Annotated in this window: 21 protein-coding genes and 1 pseudogene; 17 read left to right on the top strand and 5 right to left on the bottom strand. The window is 33.9% G+C overall.

Annotation, left to right across the window (positions count from 1 at the left end):
• The first annotated feature begins 120 nt into the window (after positions 1-120).
• From QGM71_RS14610 to QGM71_RS14620, 3 genes are all read left to right on the top strand, one after another.
• Entirely contained in the window at positions 121-3,165 is a 3,045-nt protein-coding gene (locus QGM71_RS14610; RefSeq protein WP_327608298.1) for an efflux RND transporter permease subunit, read from the top strand.
• Positions 3,166-3,530: 365 nt separating this feature from the next.
• On the top strand, positions 3,531-3,833 hold the full coding sequence (locus QGM71_RS14615; RefSeq protein WP_327608299.1) for a hypothetical protein: 303 nt from the start codon (positions 3,531-3,533) through the stop codon (positions 3,831-3,833).
• Between the two features lie 490 nt (positions 3,834-4,323).
• Positions 4,324-4,860, top strand: a complete 537-nt coding sequence (locus QGM71_RS14620; protein WP_327608300.1) for a GNAT family N-acetyltransferase — start codon at positions 4,324-4,326, stop codon at positions 4,858-4,860.
• Between the two features lie 112 nt (positions 4,861-4,972).
• Here the strand turns inward: QGM71_RS14620 and QGM71_RS21860 are convergent.
• Positions 4,973-5,370, bottom strand: a pseudogene (locus tag QGM71_RS21860) (tyrosine-type recombinase/integrase); the annotation flags it as partial.
• Positions 5,371-5,527: 157 nt separating this feature from the next.
• On the opposite strand from QGM71_RS21860, the gene QGM71_RS14625 reads away from it, so the two are divergent.
• The 6 genes from QGM71_RS14625 to QGM71_RS14650 all read left to right on the top strand — a co-directional run bounded on the left by QGM71_RS14625 (position 5,528) and on the right by QGM71_RS14650 (position 10,001).
• Complete coding sequence (locus QGM71_RS14625; protein WP_327608301.1) at positions 5,528-6,019, top strand: hypothetical protein; 492 nt, start codon at positions 5,528-5,530, stop codon at positions 6,017-6,019.
• 536 nt (positions 6,020-6,555) lie between these two features.
• Positions 6,556-7,584, top strand: coding sequence for a DUF2332 domain-containing protein (locus QGM71_RS14630; RefSeq protein ID WP_327608302.1), 1,029 nt, complete (start codon positions 6,556-6,558; stop codon positions 7,582-7,584).
• Positions 7,585-7,732: 148 nt separating this feature from the next.
• Positions 7,733-8,398 carry a Type 1 glutamine amidotransferase-like domain-containing protein gene (locus QGM71_RS14635; RefSeq protein WP_327608303.1) on the top strand — a complete coding sequence of 222 codons (666 nt, stop codon included), beginning with the start codon at positions 7,733-7,735 and terminating at the stop codon, positions 8,396-8,398.
• Entirely contained in the window at positions 8,385-9,134 is a 750-nt protein-coding gene (locus QGM71_RS14640) for a phosphotransferase family protein (protein WP_327608304.1), read from the top strand. Before QGM71_RS14635 ends, QGM71_RS14640 begins: the two co-directional genes overlap by 14 nt.
• Positions 9,135-9,201: 67 nt before the next feature.
• Positions 9,202-9,561, top strand: coding sequence for a VOC family protein (locus tag QGM71_RS14645; protein ID WP_327608305.1), 360 nt, complete (start codon positions 9,202-9,204; stop codon positions 9,559-9,561).
• A 176-nt stretch (positions 9,562-9,737) separates the two neighbouring features.
• Positions 9,738-10,001, top strand: coding sequence for a DUF4181 domain-containing protein (locus QGM71_RS14650; protein WP_327608306.1), 264 nt, complete (start codon positions 9,738-9,740; stop codon positions 9,999-10,001).
• A gap of 101 nt (positions 10,002-10,102) precedes the next feature.
• Here the strand turns inward: QGM71_RS14650 and QGM71_RS14655 are convergent, their stop codons facing one another.
• Positions 10,103-10,606: a ferritin gene (locus QGM71_RS14655; protein WP_327608307.1), complete on the bottom strand. Its 504-nt coding sequence runs from the start codon at positions 10,604-10,606 to the stop codon at positions 10,103-10,105.
• 496 nt (positions 10,607-11,102) lie between these two features.
• Between QGM71_RS14655 and QGM71_RS14660 the strand changes: the two genes are divergently transcribed.
• From QGM71_RS14660 to QGM71_RS14695, 8 genes are all read left to right on the top strand, one after another.
• Positions 11,103-11,654 carry a sigma-70 family RNA polymerase sigma factor gene (locus QGM71_RS14660; RefSeq protein WP_327608308.1) on the top strand — a complete coding sequence of 184 codons (552 nt, stop codon included), beginning with the start codon at positions 11,103-11,105 and terminating at the stop codon, positions 11,652-11,654.
• On the top strand, positions 11,647-12,303 hold the full coding sequence (locus QGM71_RS14665) for an FtsB family cell division protein (protein ID WP_327608309.1): 657 nt from the start codon (positions 11,647-11,649) through the stop codon (positions 12,301-12,303). The genes QGM71_RS14660 and QGM71_RS14665 overlap by 8 nt, the downstream gene beginning before the upstream one ends.
• Before the next feature lie 139 nt (positions 12,304-12,442).
• Positions 12,443-12,793 carry a hypothetical protein gene (locus QGM71_RS14670; protein ID WP_327608310.1) on the top strand — a complete coding sequence of 117 codons (351 nt, stop codon included), beginning with the start codon at positions 12,443-12,445 and terminating at the stop codon, positions 12,791-12,793.
• Between the two features lie 312 nt (positions 12,794-13,105).
• The gene (locus tag QGM71_RS14675) at positions 13,106-13,558 is read left to right on the top strand and encodes an NUDIX hydrolase (protein ID WP_327608311.1); all 453 of its coding nucleotides are present in this window, start codon (positions 13,106-13,108) and stop codon (positions 13,556-13,558) included.
• 129 nt (positions 13,559-13,687) lie between these two features.
• On the top strand, positions 13,688-14,107 hold the full coding sequence (locus tag QGM71_RS14680; protein WP_327608312.1) for a hypothetical protein: 420 nt from the start codon (positions 13,688-13,690) through the stop codon (positions 14,105-14,107).
• Positions 14,108-14,919: 812 nt separating this feature from the next.
• Entirely contained in the window at positions 14,920-15,606 is a 687-nt protein-coding gene (locus QGM71_RS14685; RefSeq protein ID WP_327608313.1) for a VOC family protein, read from the top strand.
• A 241-nt stretch (positions 15,607-15,847) separates the two neighbouring features.
• Entirely contained in the window at positions 15,848-16,180 is a 333-nt protein-coding gene (locus QGM71_RS14690) for a cupin domain-containing protein (protein ID WP_327608314.1), read from the top strand.
• Between the two features lie 286 nt (positions 16,181-16,466).
• Positions 16,467-17,246 (top strand): Cof-type HAD-IIB family hydrolase, encoded by a 780-nt coding sequence (locus QGM71_RS14695; RefSeq protein ID WP_327608430.1) that lies wholly within the window; start codon positions 16,467-16,469, stop codon positions 17,244-17,246.
• Between the two features lie 380 nt (positions 17,247-17,626).
• On the opposite strand, the gene QGM71_RS14700 is transcribed toward QGM71_RS14695, so the two are convergent.
• From QGM71_RS14700 to QGM71_RS14710, 3 genes are all read right to left on the bottom strand, one after another.
• A complete protein-coding gene (locus tag QGM71_RS14700) occupies positions 17,627-18,082 on the bottom strand; it encodes a hypothetical protein (protein WP_327608315.1) in 456 nt (151 codons plus the stop codon).
• A gap of 203 nt (positions 18,083-18,285) precedes the next feature.
• Positions 18,286-18,765, bottom strand: coding sequence for a hypothetical protein (locus QGM71_RS14705; protein ID WP_327608316.1), 480 nt, complete (start codon positions 18,763-18,765; stop codon positions 18,286-18,288).
• A 407-nt stretch (positions 18,766-19,172) separates the two neighbouring features.
• Positions 19,173-20,195 (bottom strand): C45 family peptidase, encoded by a 1,023-nt coding sequence (locus tag QGM71_RS14710; RefSeq protein ID WP_327608317.1) that lies wholly within the window; start codon positions 20,193-20,195, stop codon positions 19,173-19,175.
• Between the last annotated feature and the right edge of the window lie 54 nt (positions 20,196-20,249).

Here is a 20,249-nt window from a genome sequence, read left to right on the forward strand (position 1 = left end):
CTTTTTCCTCTTCAATATTAATTTTATTATAAAATTCCGTCTTTTCCTAAAATTATCCTTGTAAGAGTAGTACTAAAGGTATATTATAGACTAGATAATATTACCTTCGGAGGATAAAAAATGAAATTAATTCAATTTATTGTGAAGCAAAAAATTTTAGTTGGACTTATTTTCCTTCTCATTATTGCGACTGGATTGCTTGCAACAAACCAACTAGAAAAAAAATTACTACCTACACAGGACATTGATGGCGTAGTTGTTAGCTTAGACGCTGGTGATCTAAATGCACTTGAGATTGAAGAGCAAATTGTTACCCCATTAGAACAACGATTTCAAAGCATTAGTGGATACGATGACATGATTTCAACCATTAATATGGGGAACGCTACAATTAGAGTGTTTTTCAAAGAAGGCGAAGGGGATGAAGGTTTTCGAGAAGTACAATCGATCATCAACACATTGCGCCCTCAATTAACTGGTTTACATAGTGACTATGCTTTCAAAATGTCTACTGATCAACCATTTGAATTTTATATGGAAATTTCCAATGGTGACCTAGACGAGATGACGAACTTTGCCAAAAACATCTTAAAACCTAGATTAGAAAATTTATCCGAGGTTAGAGAAGTCGCCCTATCCGGAATAGTAGAGTATGAAGTAAAAGTTGTATTAGATGAAGATGCATTACGCGACCACAGCTTAGACCCCTCATACATTTTCAATTTAATCCAAAGTACAAATGCAGTTAGTTCTTTAGGAGAGTTTTCAGAAGAACAAAACACACCTATGCTTCGATGGGATACCACTTTTCAGAAAACAGAAGATATAGAAAACCTAACGATTCTAACAGAAAGCGGTAATATACAACTGAGTGAACTGGCAGATATTTCTGTTCAACCAATTAGCAGTATGGCTTCTACATGGAAAGGAAACGATTCCGATATTATCTTAATCGAAGTTGGTCGTACATCAAATGTTACTCAAATCGATATGGCGGAATCGGTTCGGGCTGAGGTAGCAGCTATTGAAGATGAAAACTTCATTCAAAACTTTGAAATGAATGAGATTGTAGCACAAGCAGATTATGTAGATAACGCGATAAACGGCGTGCAAAAAAATGTGTTGATTGGTGGAATTGTTGCTCTATTCATACTAATCTTTTTCCTACGTAATGTTCGGGCAACAGCTATCATTGCACTTGCCATTCCATCTTCCATCCTACTTACCTTTACAACAATGTGGGTGCTGGATTATTCGATTAATATGGTTAGCTTAATTGCACTTGGGCTTGGTATTGGAATGATTGTCGATTCCGCAATCGTTATCCTTGAATCGATTTATAGCAAAAAGGAACAAGGGTATTCCAATCTTGATTCGGTTGTCAAAGGAACAAGAGAAGTATCTTCGGCAGTTATTGCAGCTTTATTAACAACGATAGTAGTTTTTGTTCCAATCGGTTTTATTGGTGGAGATATTGGTCTAATTGTATCAACTTTAGCTATTGTTGTAGCCATAACATTAATCAGCTCGGTAATTGTTTCATTTACACTGATTCCAACGTTATCAGAGAAATTTTTAAAAGTAAAAGCGACGAAACACAAGAAGAAGTCAAATAAAATAAGAATTTTTTATGGCAATATTGTTTTATGGATTGCACAAAAAGTATGGCGACGAATCGTCATTATTGTGTTATTCCTTGTAGTATTTGTCGGTTCACTTACATTACTAACCCAGATACCAACAACAGTAATGCCTGATGTGTTCAATCGTTATACGGAAATGAGCATGAATCTAGAAACTGGTATCTCAGAAGAGGATACATTAGAAGTTGTTGAGGAGGTTAATGATCGCCTCGGTGCTATTACTGATATAGAAGCACATTACATCTTGAAGTATGGGCATACATATCTACTTCTAGTTAATATGACAAAAGGCAATGAAATTACAAGGGAACAAAAAGAAATAAACGAAGACATAATGAGTACATTACGAGATATGATGGACGATTATCCAATTGAACGAATCGATGGTCTAAGCTCAGCAGGAGGATACCCTGTACAGGTTAATGTTAAGGGGGAGGACTTCTCAGAATTAGACAGTATAGCTGATGAGCTTATCGCAGAAATAAATACGGTTGATGGAATTGTCGGAACAGTAAGTTCGAATCAGAACCAAAAGGAATCCCTACGAGTCGTATTAGACCATGACACCTTAAAAGATGATGGATTATCGGCCATGCAAATTAAACAAATCATCGAGCAATTCTCTATCGAAATGCCCATCGGTGAGATGATAGTAAATGGCGACTATGTCCCAATCAAAATGGCAATGACCGAGAAATTAACAACAAACAATGAATTACTCGATTATGAAATCCAGACAATAAATGGCTTCAAAGCATTATCGAACTATATTTCACTTGAGCCGATCGCATCACCGAATGAAATCTTTCATCAGGATGCGGAACGATACATTATCGTAAAGGCAGATATTGAAGATAGAGATTTAGGTTCCATAAATCGAGACGTCCAAGATGTGATAAATCAGTATGATGTCCCTACAAACTATAATGTAACGATTGCCGGAGACTTAGAAGAACAACAAAAGGCAATGCAAGAGTTAATGCTTGTTCTTGTAACTGCAATCTTCCTGGTATACCTTGTTATGGCTGTTCAGTTTAATAATTTAGCACATCCACTTGTTGTCATGTCTGTTATTCCGATGACATTAGTTGGTGCTGTGCTTGGATTGTTTGTCACCGGTCAAGAACTTAATATGATTTCTGGAATTGGGATTATTATGTTAATCGGTATTATTTTAAACAATGCAATATTATTACTGGACCGTACAAAACAGCTACGAAGAGATGGACTGGAAATAGGCGAATCAATTGTAAATGCAGGAAAAGATCGTATACGACCAATTTTTATGACGACCTTAACGACCGCTGGTGGCATGCTACCATTAGCACTTGCATCCGGTGCTGCAGGTAATTTCCAATCACCATTGGCAATAGTCATTATTTCTGGACTACTTTTTGGTACGTTAATTACATTAGTATTAGTACCTTCTGTATATTTATTATTCAATGATATAGGACGTGGTTTACGAAAGTTATTTACGCGAAAAAAGAAAAAGCCTGTGAAACATTCGAAAGCAGGCTAAAAAGTAACGAACGGTGCCTCGCACCGTTCGTTACTTTTTCTTATCAAAATCCGTCTTTAATAATGATATATAAATCAATAAAATCCTGCTCTAAAAGAATGTTTCTTTGCTTGTACAACTCCTAATACAAGAATTAAAAAATATAACACAGTAGTTACAGGCATAATTCATTTCCAAGCTGCCCATATAAAAGAATTAGAAGAAAAGAATGAGGAACTAAAAAATTCATTGCAAAGTATTGAAACGAATTTTAACTATGCAAAAAAGGAAGCTGATTATTATAATCAATTGAGGAATTGCACCCTTGTTCATTAAAGGAGCAGGTTAACTAAAGATAACTATAAACAGATGGAGGTGGAAAGTTGATGAATAAATTTCCAAAGTGGTTCTGGATTTCTATTGTGACTTTTATTATTATTTCTTGGCTCTCTTCTGTCGTCGCTCACTTTTTCTCGGAATTCTTAGTAGTAAATTTTGAATGGTATGTAGGTTATTCCCTTTTTTATCTTGGTCTATTAGCTTATCCAGTCTTTTTTGTAGTCACGATAATATGCCTATTTAAAAAGGTGAAACTGAACTCAGACGAAAAGGTATGGGCTTTTTTATTTTTGTTGATACCATTAGTTACTAATTTACCAGTATTTAACCCACTTATAATTTTATCTTAAAGGTTAAATAAAGTGATTATTAGACTAAAGACAGTTAATAGAAACTCTTCTCAGTGCATTAATACAACAAGTATTTTATAGTGCTGCGGTCTTATTTAACTAATTGTGCAGATTAATAGAAGTGATGAAAATTAATGTTTTATTCAAGAGGTGTGACCAATGGGGGATTTTAATAAGTTAGCTCCAATAAAAGCGGTAGAGATATTTATAAATAAACGTTGAGTTGCGATGGGGCTCTACTGGCTGGAAGTGTAGTCCGGGGTTAAGCAACAGAAACATCTGACCTTGACAGTGTAATATTTGATAAAAACCTTAGTCCATCATATAAGGGAAATCTTTAATTGATTTGGGTTGAAATATAGAAGGACAGTAGTGGGACCGTCAAAACGGCGGTCTCTTTTAATTAACAGTTCGTTATTTAAACAAAAGAACGACCCTAAAATATGATACGATACAGAATATTAACAAAAGAAACGAGGGGAATTTAATTATGATTGAATTAAAATTTTTCGTGACATCGGATTTTCAGCAACTTATTAATTGGATAGAAACCCCAGATTTTTTACTTCAGTGGGGAGGGCCTGTATTCGAATTTCCTTTAACTGTAAATCAATTAGAAAAATATATTGAGAATGCCAATAGTGATAACTCAGATACCTTGGTTTATAAAGTAGTAGATAAAGAAACTGGAGATGTTATTGGTCACATTTCTTTAGGGAGAATTGATAGGAAAAACAAATCTGCACGGCTAGGTAAAGTATTAGTTGGTGATAAAAACGTAAGAGGTAAAGGAATAGGTGAGCAAATGATAAAGGAAATCCTTAATATTGCTTTTGATGAGCTTTATTTACATAAAATTAGTCTAGGAGTTTATGACTTTAATGTTTCTGCTATATCCTGTTATGAAAAAGGTGGGTTTGTTAAAGAGGGATTACTTAGGGACTCTGCAAAAAATGGGGATGAATACTGGAGTTCGTGGGAAATGAGTGTTTTAGAAAATGAATGGGTGGAAAGAAATAAAGGTTAGTCTTTTTATGCTAACTGGTGTAAGAATTTTAAAGAGCAACGAGATATTTATTGCGTTGCTCTTTAACCTCTAAAAATATTTTTTATTAAAACTCTTGTAGTCTCTCATTTAATTAAGCATAGATTCGTGTTGTTTCGCTTTTCTCGTGTCCTAGCATACTTTGTATAACTTCAAGTGGAGCCTCATTGTTCAAAGATGAGTGGCGTAACTGTGTCTTAATTGGTGAGGATGAATGGTTGTAATTCCATCCCGATTAGAAAACCGTTTATGATGTATCTCATTTGAGTAATGATCATTCTATGGGGATTACGCTCCGTGACAAATATAGCTGGATCATTGTTATCCCGACAATCTAGATATTTTTTAAACGAATATCATAACGGATATTGAAATATACCCTCTCTCCTTATCTCCCTTGCCCCGAACAATTGCGGATTGACTTCTTCCCAGTTAATTCTATTTCGATCAAGTGTAACAATTTCTCCAATACGGACATCCTGTAGAGAACATTTCCAAATGGCTGAATAAAATATTTTTTTTAATAATTTGGTCAATCTAAAAAGCGGCGTTTAATGTTAATATAAGAATGTGTTATTCAAGAAACGACACAGGTTTTTGGAAGAAGAGCTACCATATTTAATTGGCTTGAGTTGAAGGAGGATTAGCATTGAAAAAAATTATTATCCTATGTATAAGTTTAGTCGTATTAATATTTATTGGCAGTTATATATATTTAAAAATCAACCCACCCTTAGTTGCTGTTCAAAGTGGTACCGCAATGGAAAGGCAAATATTATTGGTGAAAGTAGGTAATAAGAACTTGTTCGGAGAAATAGAGATTCAAGATGTACTAGTGAACGATAGTATTAAACCTTCTAGGATGAAAGTACAGGTAAGTGACCAATCAAAAGGATTTATTATTTCAGACCGTTTTGATGGAGAAGAAGAACAAGAATATACATTTAAAGATTTAGATAATATAAAACTTCAACCAAAGACAGACCCTCAAAGACAATTAGAGAAAGTAAATAATAGCGTTTCTACTAAAGAAGATTTAATTTATGCAATCACATTGGGGCATCAAAATAGTATTGACAAAGCAATTATAAATTATCGTTATTTAGGTATGTCTTTCAAAAAGGTTGTTTCAATAGAATAGGAACTCTTATTCAACAACGGGCGATTAATCAATAAGCATAGTCGCATCTCGCAGCAGAAGAATTGAATAAATTCACTTAAATGAAGAATAAAGAAACTTATTCCTGTTAACAAACGTAGTGAATTTTAAGAACTTTTGTAATTAACAATTTTGTGATTAGTTTTTATTTAATATTGACTACTAAAAGGTTATTTTTCTTTTAGAAACAATTCAAAGGAAGGCGATAATGAAAGTGCAATTGAAACTGATGATAATTTCAACAGAACATTTTATGAAAGCCTAACTCTTGGTGGAGTTATAGTATTTGGATTAATTCTCTTGTTAATTGTGCAACGGTGCGCGTTGACAAGTTCTATTATAAGCGCTTTTCAGCGTGAAAAACAGGAAGTTTACTATAGGAATGATGGAGCTGTTTCCTGAAACTATCCCATCAATAAGCCTTCGTGCGACATGTTTCCTGGGTTGCCTCACATGTATTGGTACTATAATTCTTTCAAGCTGAAGTGCGATGTAACAATTTAATAAGGGGAGTTGGAATGGATAAATCACAATTATCTTTACGTTTTATAAATTTTGCCAATTTTGAATGTAAGGAATCAAGTGAACTATATGAATTCTTGTCTTTAAAGGTATCAGAAGACGATGACATACTTACATTATGCTCTGAAGCTCAAAAAGGACAACCAGCACCTAATTTATTGTTCGGAGCTGTTCATTATCTCTTATTAAAAGGAAATGAACACCAATTAAAAGAATACTATCCAAGTCTCACAAAATACCCAAGAAAAATAGATGCTAAGACTTTTGGTTATTTCAAGGAATTTTGTATTGATTATAGAGGTGAAATTGCATTAATACTTAAAAGTAAGTTGGTTCAGACAAACGAAGTTAGGCGCTGTGCTTATCTCTACCCAACTTTCTCTTTGATATATAGCAAAACAGAAAAACCGTTATCACTTATTGAAATTGGAACCAGTGCCGGACTTCAGCTTTTATGGGATAGGTATAGTTATTCTTATGGTACAGACGAAACTTTTGGAGATATAAATTCATGTGTCCATATAACATCGGAAATCAAAGGTGATAATACTCCCTCATTTCTTCCTGAATGTCCCCCTGTCGCAACAAAAATTGGATTAGACTTACATATAAGCGATCTAAGTAATTCGGAAGATTATTTATGGTTAAAGTCACTTATTTGGACGGAACACCGAGAAAGAGTGGAATTATTTGAGCGTGCTGCTAGATGCTTTAAAGAAAACCCCGTAGAACTAATAGAAGGGAATGGGGTAACTCTACTGACAGATATTGTAGAAACCCTTCCTGAAGATACAGCTGTTTGCATCTTTCATACTCACGTTGCAAATCAAATGCCAGAGGATTTAAAGTACGAACTTTTAGAGAAGATTAAAATAATCGGAGGCAAAAGAGATGTGTTTCATCTTTATAATAATATGTGGGATAGAAAGCTCCATCTAGATTATTTTATTGATGGGGTGGAATACAAGCATACTGTTGGTGACACGGATGGTCACGGAAGATGGTTTGAATGGAATATTGAATAACAATCAACTTGATGAACGAACGTGGCAAGAGATGAATAGGAAGTTTGCAGGAAAGTTTCTTGTTCTTAGTGCCCTAACAGATTAGAAGATTTAAAGAAGGCAGCGTCTGAAATTTATGCAGCTAGTCTATTGTGATAGGAGGGAGAATGTGAGAAATACGCATCTGTTTTTATTTGGAGGTAGTCCACCATTTAGCAAAAAGCTTGGCAAAAAGTTTACGGATCTTTCTTTAAACAAAAAAGGGAAGGTTGCCATTTTATTTATAAAAAGAGACGGCTGGGAAGAGTATATGCAAAAATATACTTGTGTATTAGAGAGTTACGGTTTGGAGGATTTTGTGTATCTAGCACTCTCTTCAAATCCAAACTTGTTACTTAAGGAATTAAATTCTTGTACAGGCATAATTATTAGTGGTGGTGAAACTGAACTATATCATAATTATATTGTTAATACATCGATAGGTAAAAATGTTAAAAAAATGTACGAACAAGGTATGCCTGTAGCGGGATTTTCAGCAGGAGCTTTAATTAGCCCTGAAATTTGTGTAATACCTCCAATTGATAACTTGAAAAACGAGCACCTTTTTCTCAATGGCTTAGGGCTTATAAAAGATTGTGTTATTAGTGTTCACTATTCTAAATGGAATGAAGAAGAAAATTTAAAAACAGCTATATCAAAAGAAAATGTTCCAATTGGTTATGGAATCGATGATGATGAAGTTTATATTTTAAAAATGGAATTTTTACTGAAACAGAAGGTGAGAAATTCTACATTTTCGAGAATAGCAATGGAGAAAACCAATGAATTTAGGTAAACCAATTGCAGAAGGAAATACTGCCCAAATTTATCTTTACGAAAGCAAGATTGTTAAGGTTTTTAATGATTATTTGCCTGATACCGAATCAACAAGTGAAGCATACAAACAAAAATACGCCTATTCATGTGGACTTTCTGTACCTAAAGTATTAGATGTCACGAAAATAGATGGGAAACAAGCAATTATAATGGAATATATTAAGGGAAGAACGCTAGGTGATCTACTTACCGAAGATATAAAACAAGCAGAATATTATATGAATATTTCCGTTGATATACAACTGAAAATTCATAGGATTGCTCCAGGCTTACTGGAACCAATGACTGAAAAGTTACATCGTCAAATTGAATCAGCTCATAATCTGGATATAAGACATAAAGTGATTTTAAAACAAAATATGGATGCGATGAAATTTGAGAATAGGCTCTGCCATGGAGACTTTCATTTATTTAATCTGGTCCTGTCAGATAATGGAGTGTCAATAATAGATTGGGTCGATTCAAGTGCTGGGGATATTCGCGCTGATGTTTATCGGACGTATCTTTTATATTCGCAGTATTCAACGGACTTAGCTGATATGTATTTGCGAATTTATTGTAAAAAAGGAGGGGTGTCAAAATCTGATGTTTTTCAATGGGCTCCCATTATTGCTGGAGCAAGATTATCTGAAATTGTGCCCTCAGAAAATTCTAAACGACTTACAGATATAATAAATCATTATTACCCATTGTAAGAATACTAATAAATTTAGGTTACTGCATAACGAACTTAAGTTCTTATTTGAAAGGAATAAATTGCTCATGTGGGAAAAAATTGAATGCGTCGCTCTATATACCGAAAACATTGAAAAGTCAGTAGAATTTTATCAATCACTTGGTCTAAGGAAAGCTTGGGAAGCATTTCAGGATGAAGAAAAACAGTGGACACTTGTGGGTATGAGGTATCCACAAGGCAGCACAGAGTTAGTTTTAAAGAACAATCCTAATTTAAAATTCTCCGAAACTGAAATTGTAGTTGAAGATGTTAGGGAGGTTTATGAATCATTAAAATCTAATTCTGAAGTTCAATGGATTCGTACTCCATTCCCTAATTCTTTAGGTGGACATGTAGCTGTAATGCAAGCGCCGGACGATAATGTATTTGTGTTAGTAGGAAAATAAACTTCAATTTATTACTGATATTTATGAAGTAGAGGAATACTATTTCCTTTTAAGATCTGGAATATAATTTTTAAAAAGTAATCTACTAAAACAATTCCTACTACCTTTCCGGTTAAATAGTTGGTTAAATTATTTTATGAAAAAGCTGTATTTAAACTTTAAGGTGCAAAATTTCCATGAGATTATGGTGGATTGTTGAAGAAAGGGGAGTATTGCTTTTGCATGGAACGGAACCAATATTTTGGTTGAAGTTAATTCTGGCGTTAACTCTATTTGCATTATTGTTAATTGCTTTTAATGCTGTAATGAGTAAATGGCTAAAAGTAGAGAAAAAAAAGTTCTTTTCATATAACCATGTAAATGAAAAACATAAAAAAGTCGATTGGATAATTAGAATCACTTTTACAGCAAGGTTAGGATTTATGCCAATTATTTATTAAGTGTGTTATAACTACTATTGTTTTGAATAAAAAAACTGCACCCTGCAATTGGAAGTTATATCACAATTGAGGTGCAGCTTTGATTATTTTATTTTAGTCGGTCAAACATCTTCATTGAACTGCCGCTTAGCAAGTTCTTGTTCATAGATATACAGTGCATTATTGTCATCTTTTATACGTTCAATGTAGTCAATATGTGTTTCAAACATGGATTCCTCTTCAACCTGTTCATCCAGGAACCATCTGACAAAGGATAATGTCATATGTTCTCTTTCTTCCGTTGCAATATCTGATATATTATAGAAAGATTTTGTGACACCTTGCTCCTGTTTCAGACCTTTCTTAAACGTATCAAGAACTGAATCATAGTCATTTGTAGGCGCAGGGAGTGCTTTGAACTTTGCATGGACACCACGGTCGTTTAAGAAATTGTAAATCTTCATACCATGGAATCTTTCTTCCTTTGCCTGCTGGATGTAAAAGTTGGCAAAGCCGTTATAACTATTTGCTTCACAGTAAGCTGCCATTGCCATGTACTCGTGTGCTGCCGCAAACTCGTCGTTCATTTGATTTACCAAAGCTTCTTTCAATTTATTGGTCATCATCAAAATCATCCTCCCTTTACTTAAATTATAGCATGCTTGGTACCAACATAGAGAATGAAGTGCTTTACCCAATTAACTGGCGGACTATAATTTCCTTCATAAATTGCTTGAAAACTGCTCTTAGGGGGATTTCCCATCTTAGACTTAGTTTCTACAAATCTCGAATTCTACAAATTTGATTAGCTCTGCACTCAGATTCATATCCATGATGGAGAAGGGAAAAGGTCACATTAGGCTTTGCTAACTACTGAAGAAATCATAAATCAACTTGTCAAAATTACGGGAATGATTGGAATTGCAAACAATCTATTAACCAATCATTTACATTAGATAATGGAATGAAATGTCCGCATTGCTACAGAAAGTAATATTACTTACTATCTTCGTTAACTATTATAATCTCTACATATTTTACTGGGCTACTGCTTTATTTTTTGAAACCCGATAAGTACAAAAACCGTCTAAGCATTAAGCTTTCTTCAAAGGGGGGGACAAAATGAAAGAAGATACTATATATTCAACTCAGAAAGTTACTGAAGATTTATTTTATGACTTAGTAAATCAATATGGTGAAGAGTTAATCCGGGTTGCTTATTTGTATGTAAAGAATTCCTTTGTAGCTGAAGATATCGTTCAAGAAGTATTTATGAGCGCTTTTGAACAGATACAAAAATTTAAAGGGAAATCCACCTATAAAACTTATCTTTACCGGATTACTATAAACAAGTGTCATGATTATTTTAGAAGTTGGTCTTACAAAAATATGGTATTATCCGAAACAATAACAAATTTCATAAGAAGTAGTGACAAGACAGAAGAAAAAATTATTATGAAAGATGAAGCATACACGGTCGGAAAAACTGTTTTAAGTCTCCCTCTAAAATATCGGGAAGTCATCATTCTTTATTATTATAAGGATTTTTCGATCAATGAAATTACTAAAATGATAAATTGCTCACAAAATACGGTTAAAACCAGATTAAGGCGTGCCCGAATGAAGCTAAGGGGAAAATTAGAGACGAGTGAAGGGGGTAAAGAAATTGGATAAAAATAAAATTAAAGATGGTTTAGATCATTTCATTGGCAAAGAGCAATTATTCACCCCTCGGCTGAAGAACAGGATCCTATCCAAAACTAAATCAACTCATACCACTCAAAAAAAACAACTCGTTTATTATCTTGGCCCGATTATGAGTGGAATTATAGTTCTTCTTATTTTTTCTGGGTTAATAATATATACCATTACAGAAGGAGAAAACACAACTTCTGAATCTCCTCAATTGAGTCCAGAAGAAGAGAATATTAGTCAGAATATCGCAGAGTTGGAAACGAGATTAGAACAGCTTCAAATAGAGAATGAAAGTTTAGCGGAAGAGAACAAACTATTAAAATCAGAAGAAGAACATTTACCGGGAGAATCTGAATACGAATTAAGTCGTATTGGGTTTGAAGGAAATATTAGTGATATTAAAGATAATCTAATTGAAAATAAGAATATTATCGAACACGATGGAATTTTAGGGGGAGAAATGCACTTTAGAAAAGATGAAATTCAGGTATTATCTCACGAATGGGTATTTGCTCCCTATGATGATGGACATAACGGAGGATTTGTTCTCTTAAACTATACAATCGAAAATGGGGAAATTTCTAGATGGGAAATTTATGATTCCTATCTATTTGGTGAAAATGATTAAAGATATAATATCATAATAGAAAATCACCAAATCATATCTTTAGTAACAACTTTCAGTACTTGGGTTAGTCCGAATACCGAATAAAAACAATTTGGAATGTGTTATGAAAAGTGTAAGAATTGAATGAGGGGGGATTATTTTGATTGGGAATTTAAGTGGAATTACTGGCGGAGTTATAATTCCTATTTTATTTTTAGTATTACTTATAATCGGACTTTGGTATTGTAAAGTCCATTCATTTAAAGCAGGTGTTTATTTTTTCCTTTTATTGATAATTCATAAAATCTATTTATTCGTATCACCGCCTTTAGTAAGACGCTATATAGACACGCTTGTATCAGAGAATAAAGCTCTAATGTTAGAAATGACTTTTGGGGAATTGGTAGCATTACTTTCTCTTATTCCAAAAACAATTGAATTGGTTGCTTTTATTTTTTTAATCGTAGGATTATATCGTCTTTGGAGTTCTAAAAAAGTATCGCCAAAATAGTTTCTTTGTGAAATGTTCAACAAACGGGTGAAAGTTAATATAGCAATGCAAAACCTATTGGTTGCTATATAATTTTCAAAAAGGGAAAGGCTGGAGATAACTTCAAATGCTTACCTATTCCTAACAAAAGTTGAGCAAGATGATCGACATTATTCTTTTTATTTTGCTTGAAATTACGGAAAATTATGACTTCAAAAATTAATATCTGGAATATTATGTTAATATATAATTAAGTGGCTCTTTTTTTGTAGTGCAGCAGGTTTATTGATTGAGAAGAGAAGTAAGAAATGAAATGGGGGAGTTTTTAAAAATATGGATTATGTTAAAGATTTAAGAAAATTAGTTGGTCATAGACCTTTAATATTACCAGGCTCTGTTGTTTTAATATTAAATGAGAATAATGAGTTATTATTACAACTCAGGACTGACGGTGGTTGGGGATTGCCCGACGGTATTATGGAACTAGGTGAAAGTTTAGAAGATACTGCGCGAAGAGAAGTGAAAGAAGAAACGGGACTTGATATAGGGGGACTGAAGCTATTAGGCGTTTTTTCGGGTAATGATTATTATTTAAAGGTATCAAATGGGGATGAATTATATTCAGTAACTGCTGTTTATGTAACAGAGGAAGTAAAAGGAACTATAGAAATTGATAAACAAGAGTCTCTCGATGTACAGTATTTTAACCTTAATGAATTACCCGAAAATTTAACTGATGGATATCGAAGTTATATAAATCCATACATAAAACAATTAACGAAATAGATTTGAATGAGAGATATTTATGAAACGTATATTAGGAGTATTTTTAACCATATTATTTTTCATGGGGTTAGTTGTATCTTAACAGGTGTGAGCAGGATTAATTAGCATAATTTAGTGAGGAGCGCAGTTATGAAAAAGGTTATAGCACTATTTATGATTCTTATAATATTAGTAGGATGTAATACAGAATTGTCTTTTTCAGAAATTAGTCTTGAAAGCTCGAATGTTAATGTTCAATTCTTTTTCAAAGGCATAGAAAATGAGAATGGGGTTCACCTTTATATGGATGGAGAAAAATCCTTATATGTATTTTTAAACGGGAAAAACGTAATACAAAATGAGAAGGCCATCCAATTTAGTGATTTTGATGTTGACTCTGAAGGTGATACCTTAACTATCTATTACACCGAGGAAAAAACAGAAGACTATTCAAATGATACACTTCACCATCAGATAGTTTATAAAATTGATAAGGATAAGAATTACGCAAATGTAAAAGGCATTAAAAACGGAGAGGAAGTTGCTTTTGGTGCAGTGTCAGGAAATTAGTGATATATCTTATAGGCCAACCAGTAATATCTGGTTAACTTTATAACACAACGGATTCTGTACTGGAATAGGGAATTACAGTTATTGATTACAAAAAAGTGGGTGTACTTTATGTACAAAAGTATATTATTTAAACGATTTTGGTTATTTGCGTTATGCTTTTCTTCTTTCTGGATTTTGTATGGTTGCTTCATCTTTGCAAAAGGTTTTTTATTAAAAGATAATCTCGATATGCAACCAGTATATTTAATAATAGGTATGTTAGTTCTCTTCTTTGAATCCAGAAAGGAATATAGAAAAGCAAAAAAGAACACTAGTATTCAATCTGAGCTACCAGTGGAATAAATAATTTAAAACTTGGTCTTTTAGATTGACCCTTTTCTTATTCAGCAGGCACAGCAGGATAGGATATTTCCTAAAGGTGAAGTTTTTTATGGCAAGTAAATCAAAAATTAAAATTGTTGATAATACGCATTTACGACATGAAAATTAAAATAAATACTGAACGAATTAGTCAAATTTATATGGCTAAGTGGGAATTAGTGTTGCTAAACACGTTTTTGAAAAAGAGTTTCCGAACCATGAAAAAATAGAAAACGGATTTAAAGGAAACGAAATGCGGTAAAAAATGGGATGGAATTGTCGATCAAGTAAGAGTCGCAGGGACTAAAGCTCATGATGTAGCGAAAGAATGTAAAAACGAAATTGCTAAATCCTAGCAAGCGTAGAACATCCTCCTTTTCTTATAAGCCAAGAGGGATGTTTAGTGGATCCAGACCAGCTTTTACTAAAAACATTTAAGGGGAAATAGAATGGAAATAAAGCGAGTCACTTTACAAACAGCAAATATAAAGGTGCTGAAATACTTTTATACTAAAACTCTTGGGTTACAGTTAATAAATGAAAATGAAAACAGTTTTTGTATTGCTGTAGGTACAAGTCAATTAGAGTTTACAGAGAGGAATGTAGAAGGAGAGCCTTACTATCATTTTGCATTTAACATTCAGGCTAATAAGTTTAATGAGGCTAAGTCCTGGATTAAGGAAAAAGGTATTAATTTAAATAAAGAAGACGGGGAAGACGAAGCTGATTTTTCACATTTACCTGCACATTCTCTTTATTTTGATGACCCTGCTGGTAATATTGTAGAGTTCATCTCGAGGCATTCCATATCTGAAAACGGAGAGGAATCTTTTTCCCCGAAAGGCATTTTAAACATTAGCGAAATTAGTCTGACTGTAAATGATGCAGTAACAGCTGGAAAACAGTTGATTGATATAGGTATAAAAGAACGTGATAACTACCCAATAAGTGCCACATCTCTTAATTTTATGGGTAAACGTTCAATTGGAATCTTTATATTATTAACAGAACCAGGTCGAAGATGGATATTTTCAGATAAATACTCAGCTGTCTATCCTCTTGATATAACACTATCGAATAATGAACGAATTTCCATAGATAATAAAAGTGAATTATTAATTAGTCAAGATAATTAAGACACTATTATAACCATATTTTGTACTAATCCAATTATTAGGTAGTAAAATCCACACAAGAGTTTTTTTATTTTAGAGGGAAGGCTGTATGCTTTGACTTAAGTGAAGAGTCTGTCATCTATTGATTCGTATTGTGACGTTAGTTAAAGTATAGTAGTAATAAATATAGAAGTTTCATTGCATTAACAATTTTTAGTGCATTGGCTATCTAAAACAAATATGGTATGGGAGTGGGAAGAGTATGAGTAATTCAAACCTATCAAAAGTTAAAATCTCCAAAAACGATGAGAAATTCACGCCTGACAAAGCGTCAACAGGTGCTCTATCCAAATGGCTGGAAACGGACAACCAGCGCCTAAGGGTAGTAAAGTATCCGTCTGGTTATAAAGCAGATCACGTTTGCTATGATGGGCATGCGTTTTATGTCGCCAGTGGAAACATCAAGATAGAAATGGGAGAAGAGATCACGGAGTGGAATGCGGGAGATGCCTTTATTATCCCAGATGACGTGCCGCATCAGGTGGTCAATCCGTTTGATGATGACGCGGAGGTTGTTGTAGTAGATCATGGTTGATTCGTACTGATTTAAGAAAATCACTGACTATCTAAGTCAATTATAGGAAATCAAAACGTTTGGTTATGTCTAAGCCAAGCGTTTTATTTATGAACTTATGCTGACGCAAGGTATGTTGGAGGGTGCTTGTATTAAATTCAAATAAATGAAATAGCTATGGCCTTTATGGTAAAGTTAAGAATGTACTTTTACATAAATCAACTAGGGTATGACAACTATTTTTAAAGTCGATCCTTGAAGCTGTTATGGATGGTTTTAGAGATTATAGATGGAGGTTGGAATGAAAATGCCAAAACGCAGTATTATTTTTTTTGATATAGACGGAACCTTGCTTACACATGACAAAAAAATGGGTGCAGGTACAAAAGAGGCGATATTTAAGTTAAAGGAAGATGGACATGAAGTAGCGATCGCTACCGGGAGAGCTCCTTTTATGTTTGAGGATTTGCGAAAGGAACTCGATATTAATACGTTTGTTTGTTATAACGGTCAATACGTCGTTCTCAACGGTGAGGTAATATTCACTAATCCGTTAAAAATAGAAGCTCTTAAGGAACTGACGGAGGCTGCTCTTCTTAATGATCATCCAGTTGTCTTCATGGATCACGAAGACATGAAGGCAAATGTGCCTGATCATTCTTACATTACGGAAAGCATCAGCACGTTAAAACTCAATCATTGGCCTGCACATGATCCGAATTATTATCAAGGGCGTGAATTGTACCAGACGTTATTGTTTTGTCCGGAAGGGGAGGAAAAGCAGTACGAACAGAAATTCACAGATTTTGATTTCGTGAGGTGGCATCCTGTTTCCGTTGACATACTTCCAAGAGGTGGATCAAAAGCCCAGGGTATTGAAAAAATAGTAGCTAAATTAGGTATTCCACAAGAACGGCACTATGCTTTTGGGGACGGGCTGAACGATTTGGAAATGCTCTCCACTGTAAAAAATAGCGTCGCAATGGGAAATGCTGTAGAAGAGGTCAAGGCCGCAGCAAGCTATGTAACAACATCAGTTGAAGATAATGGTATCCCACATGGCCTTCATATGGTTGGCCTGCTTTAATTGGTAAAGTGGGAGGGAGTTTGTAACTGTTAATTCAGTGGGCTTCACAATACCCTCAGTCCTTCACTAATTTCCAGTGTCAATGTTTAAATCGATAGAATGATAAAATCTGTCAGTGAAAATGCGCATTTTCTTGCTATTGGATCTAATAGATTTTTTATCGAAAATTTATATAGAAGAAATTCGCTCATTTCCTAACGGGTTCCGATACCTATCGCAAAAACCTAATTTACTCCTTAAAATGTATAACTAATTACAAGGTAAAATGCGGTGCTTTTTGTTGTCTTAAAATAAAATAGCCTAGTTCAATTTTGATCTAGGCTATTCCATATTTTTTTATTTGCTTCTTCAACTAAAGCACCCTTTAATTGAAGAAGCAATTAGCCGTCTTCTTCGTGTACCTGAACATAGACTGACCCGTGTAATTTATCGTCAATATAAGCATCCAATTTCCACATACCGCTCTTTGGTAAGGACATCATTGAAGGCATAGATGCATCTGCACCGTTAAGTTCCCTAGTGCTTAATGTTACATCCTCTAGAACGTTAATTTCATATCCTGACTCATTGTGGGTGCCAACAACCTTTAAATCCCCTTCCAAATCCTCATCATTACCCCAAAAGTGCCACATATACTTTTGTACTTTATCAGGATAAAATCGAGTTACATCTCCACCGTCATAAATAAAACCTAATTGACCTTCTTCCCCAAGCATCTCATAGGAGCCTGACACAAAAATATTGCTTTCAGTCCACTCATTCTCAGAACAGCCCGTTAGAAATACAGTTAAAATAGTCAGTAGAAAAAACAATACTCGAACAGAAACTTTACTCACAAAAATTCCCCCTTAAATATTTAATTACTCCCAAATTTATTGGTTGTTCCGATTAATATCAGAATAACTAAATATTTGCTTCCTTAAAAGGGAAGCAATAGTCATTAAATTAAATGATATCCTTCTTCAAGTAACCTGCTGCTATAGTTGAACAAGGGTGCAATTCCTTATTAAACGAAAGCACCCGTTAGTTCAAGAAGAATTTATAATAATGGAAGAATATCAGACAAATCGATAAATTCTAGTTCAGTTTCTGCTTCTGCTTTCGAACGATAAACGGTAATTTTATCATAGGGTTTCATGTTGTCTTGCCATGATTCAACTTTGCTCAGAAAATCTTTTCCGTTTTCAGAAATTTTGAAGCTCTCCAACTCCTTATTGATATAACAAATTGGTGCATTACTTTCTAGGTCACATTGGTGGTCAACAGTTCCGATAAATCCACCTTTACTATCTTGTGCCATAATATCAACATGTGGAACCGTAAAAAACTCTAAACGTGGAATATCATCGTCAAATATAAATTGAATATCATAATCGTTAGCGTATCTTTGATACTCCTCATTTCTATCATGAACACCCATTGAATAAATGGTTGTTCCTGCTGATATAATCTCAGTATCTTCTAAATTAACAATTATGGCTCCAGGTAATGCTGTTCTATCTAGATAAATTTTTCGCATATAAACCCCCGTTTAATCTTATTTTAAAGTAAATGCTCATTACTTTTGTGATTTCTTATTCAACTAAACTGCCCCGTTTTGAACAAGGATGCTGTTCCTTATTTAAGGAAAGCACCCGTTTGTTGAAGAAGGAAATTATCTATTTTCCACCTTTCACCTGAAATTTTCTATATAAGTTCCAAAACATATTTAGTTCATAAGCAATGAAAATCCCTGTTCTAAAGTATAAATTAGCCCTGACATAATAATAAATACAATACCTGTAATCTTATAAAATTTCTTTTCTATTTTGCCTCCGTTTTCATAACAAGGTTACGATTTCCATATCTTCTTATTCAAGAATACTGCGGTGTTAGCACAAGAAGCAACTATTCTTATTGTACAATCGCCGTTTGTTTAATACGAGCTTATGAACCTTCTTCTATTATTCCTTGCAGAATAGGGTCATTTATAGTTTCTCCTTCAAGCCATTCTTGAAAGTTAATATCTAAGACTTGATTACTCCGAGCAATAGCTGTTAGAATTCTTGAGTCTTTATAGGAGTATGAAAATGTGTGAAGGGTTCCAAAAAAATTATCGTAGTCAGTAAAGAAAACCGGTGACGTTGTGTCGTTAAAATTATCGAACATTTCGCTATGAGTCATATTTTTATCTTTGAAACCCAGGAGGTAGTTATTACGATGGACAGAGCCTTCTATAGATGTCCTGTTTTTATTTTTAAGCATATCAGTTTGAAAGTGATTTACGCAGGATAGTAATGATTCTCCACGCCTTACAATAACTTTTCCAGGGCTAGCTTCAACTTCTGCAATATTTCCCTTTTTATCTCCGAGTGAAAAATTATAGCAAGCAGAATGTGGTATCTCCTTTAGCATATTTATTGCATCATCAGTAGTGGAAAAAATATCCAATACCATCCGTATCGAGGTCCAAGGAGATACGCCCCTTGTGTAATCATTATTACTCACAAAATGCAATCCTGCTACCAGCCCTTCTTGATTCACACCATCGTGCCTTCCTATAAGTTGTAGATTATACCCTGCTGTAGCAAAAGCTGTATCAGGTTGAACTAAACTAAAAATGCCATCATATAAAGTGGGAGAAAAATCATAATTCCTAACATAATAATCTGTTGTAATTATAGCCGAACATCCCATTGCTTCAGTCCTTGGTAAATCATAGCCAGAAAACAACGATGCTGCTCTGTTTAAAGGAATCTCTAAACCTTGAGACAACCCCTCTAACTCTTCAAGTAAATGGGGAGCAAAAGTTGAATAAATAGATCGCATATTCTTAAAATCAATTTCTGGTTTTGTAATTAATTCCAAAGTTTTCAAAATTGGCTTGTTTTGGATAAAATTCCCCATCTTAAACCCAATGTTAAAAGAACTATCTCTAATTTGAAGTACGTTTACGGAAAAGCTTGCCATCATAATCACCCCTATTTATAACAATATTACTATGATAAATTTCAACAGTAAATT

Origin of the sequence: Virgibacillus tibetensis (assembly GCF_036026595.1) — a bacterium.
In the GTDB taxonomy this organism is placed as follows: Bacteria; Bacillota; Bacilli; order Bacillales; family Amphibacillaceae; genus Virgibacillus_P; species Virgibacillus_P tibetensis.

What these genes read in the sequence shown, in the direction of transcription:
- QGM71_RS14645 (WP_327608305.1), top strand. Translation starts at nt 9,202, where the DNA reads ATGTGGGAAAAAATTGAATGCGTCGCTCTATATACCGAAAACATTGAA.
- QGM71_RS14705 (WP_327608316.1), bottom strand. Translation starts at nt 18,765, where the DNA reads ATGCGAAAAATTTATCTAGATAGAACAGCATTACCTGGAGCCATAATT.
- QGM71_RS14690 (WP_327608314.1), top strand. Translation starts at nt 15,848, where the DNA reads ATGAGTAATTCAAACCTATCAAAAGTTAAAATCTCCAAAAACGATGAG.
- QGM71_RS14695 (WP_327608430.1), top strand. Translation starts at nt 16,467, where the DNA reads ATGCCAAAACGCAGTATTATTTTTTTTGATATAGACGGAACCTTGCTT.
- QGM71_RS14675 (WP_327608311.1), top strand. Translation starts at nt 13,106, where the DNA reads ATGGATTATGTTAAAGATTTAAGAAAATTAGTTGGTCATAGACCTTTA.
- QGM71_RS14640 (WP_327608304.1), top strand. Translation starts at nt 8,385, where the DNA reads ATGAATTTAGGTAAACCAATTGCAGAAGGAAATACTGCCCAAATTTAT.
- QGM71_RS14660 (WP_327608308.1), top strand. Translation starts at nt 11,103, where the DNA reads ATGAAAGAAGATACTATATATTCAACTCAGAAAGTTACTGAAGATTTA.
- QGM71_RS14650 (WP_327608306.1), top strand. Translation starts at nt 9,738, where the DNA reads ATGAGATTATGGTGGATTGTTGAAGAAAGGGGAGTATTGCTTTTGCAT.
- QGM71_RS14610 (WP_327608298.1), top strand. Translation starts at nt 121, where the DNA reads ATGAAATTAATTCAATTTATTGTGAAGCAAAAAATTTTAGTTGGACTT.
- QGM71_RS14685 (WP_327608313.1), top strand. Translation starts at nt 14,920, where the DNA reads ATGGAAATAAAGCGAGTCACTTTACAAACAGCAAATATAAAGGTGCTG.
- QGM71_RS14630 (WP_327608302.1), top strand. Translation starts at nt 6,556, where the DNA reads ATGGATAAATCACAATTATCTTTACGTTTTATAAATTTTGCCAATTTT.
- QGM71_RS14620 (WP_327608300.1), top strand. Translation starts at nt 4,324, where the DNA reads ATGATTGAATTAAAATTTTTCGTGACATCGGATTTTCAGCAACTTATT.
- QGM71_RS14680 (WP_327608312.1), top strand. Translation starts at nt 13,688, where the DNA reads ATGAAAAAGGTTATAGCACTATTTATGATTCTTATAATATTAGTAGGA.
- QGM71_RS14615 (WP_327608299.1), top strand. Translation starts at nt 3,531, where the DNA reads ATGAATAAATTTCCAAAGTGGTTCTGGATTTCTATTGTGACTTTTATT.
- QGM71_RS14710 (WP_327608317.1), bottom strand. Translation starts at nt 20,195, where the DNA reads ATGGCAAGCTTTTCCGTAAACGTACTTCAAATTAGAGATAGTTCTTTT.
- QGM71_RS14655 (WP_327608307.1), bottom strand. Translation starts at nt 10,606, where the DNA reads ATGATGACCAATAAATTGAAAGAAGCTTTGGTAAATCAAATGAACGAC.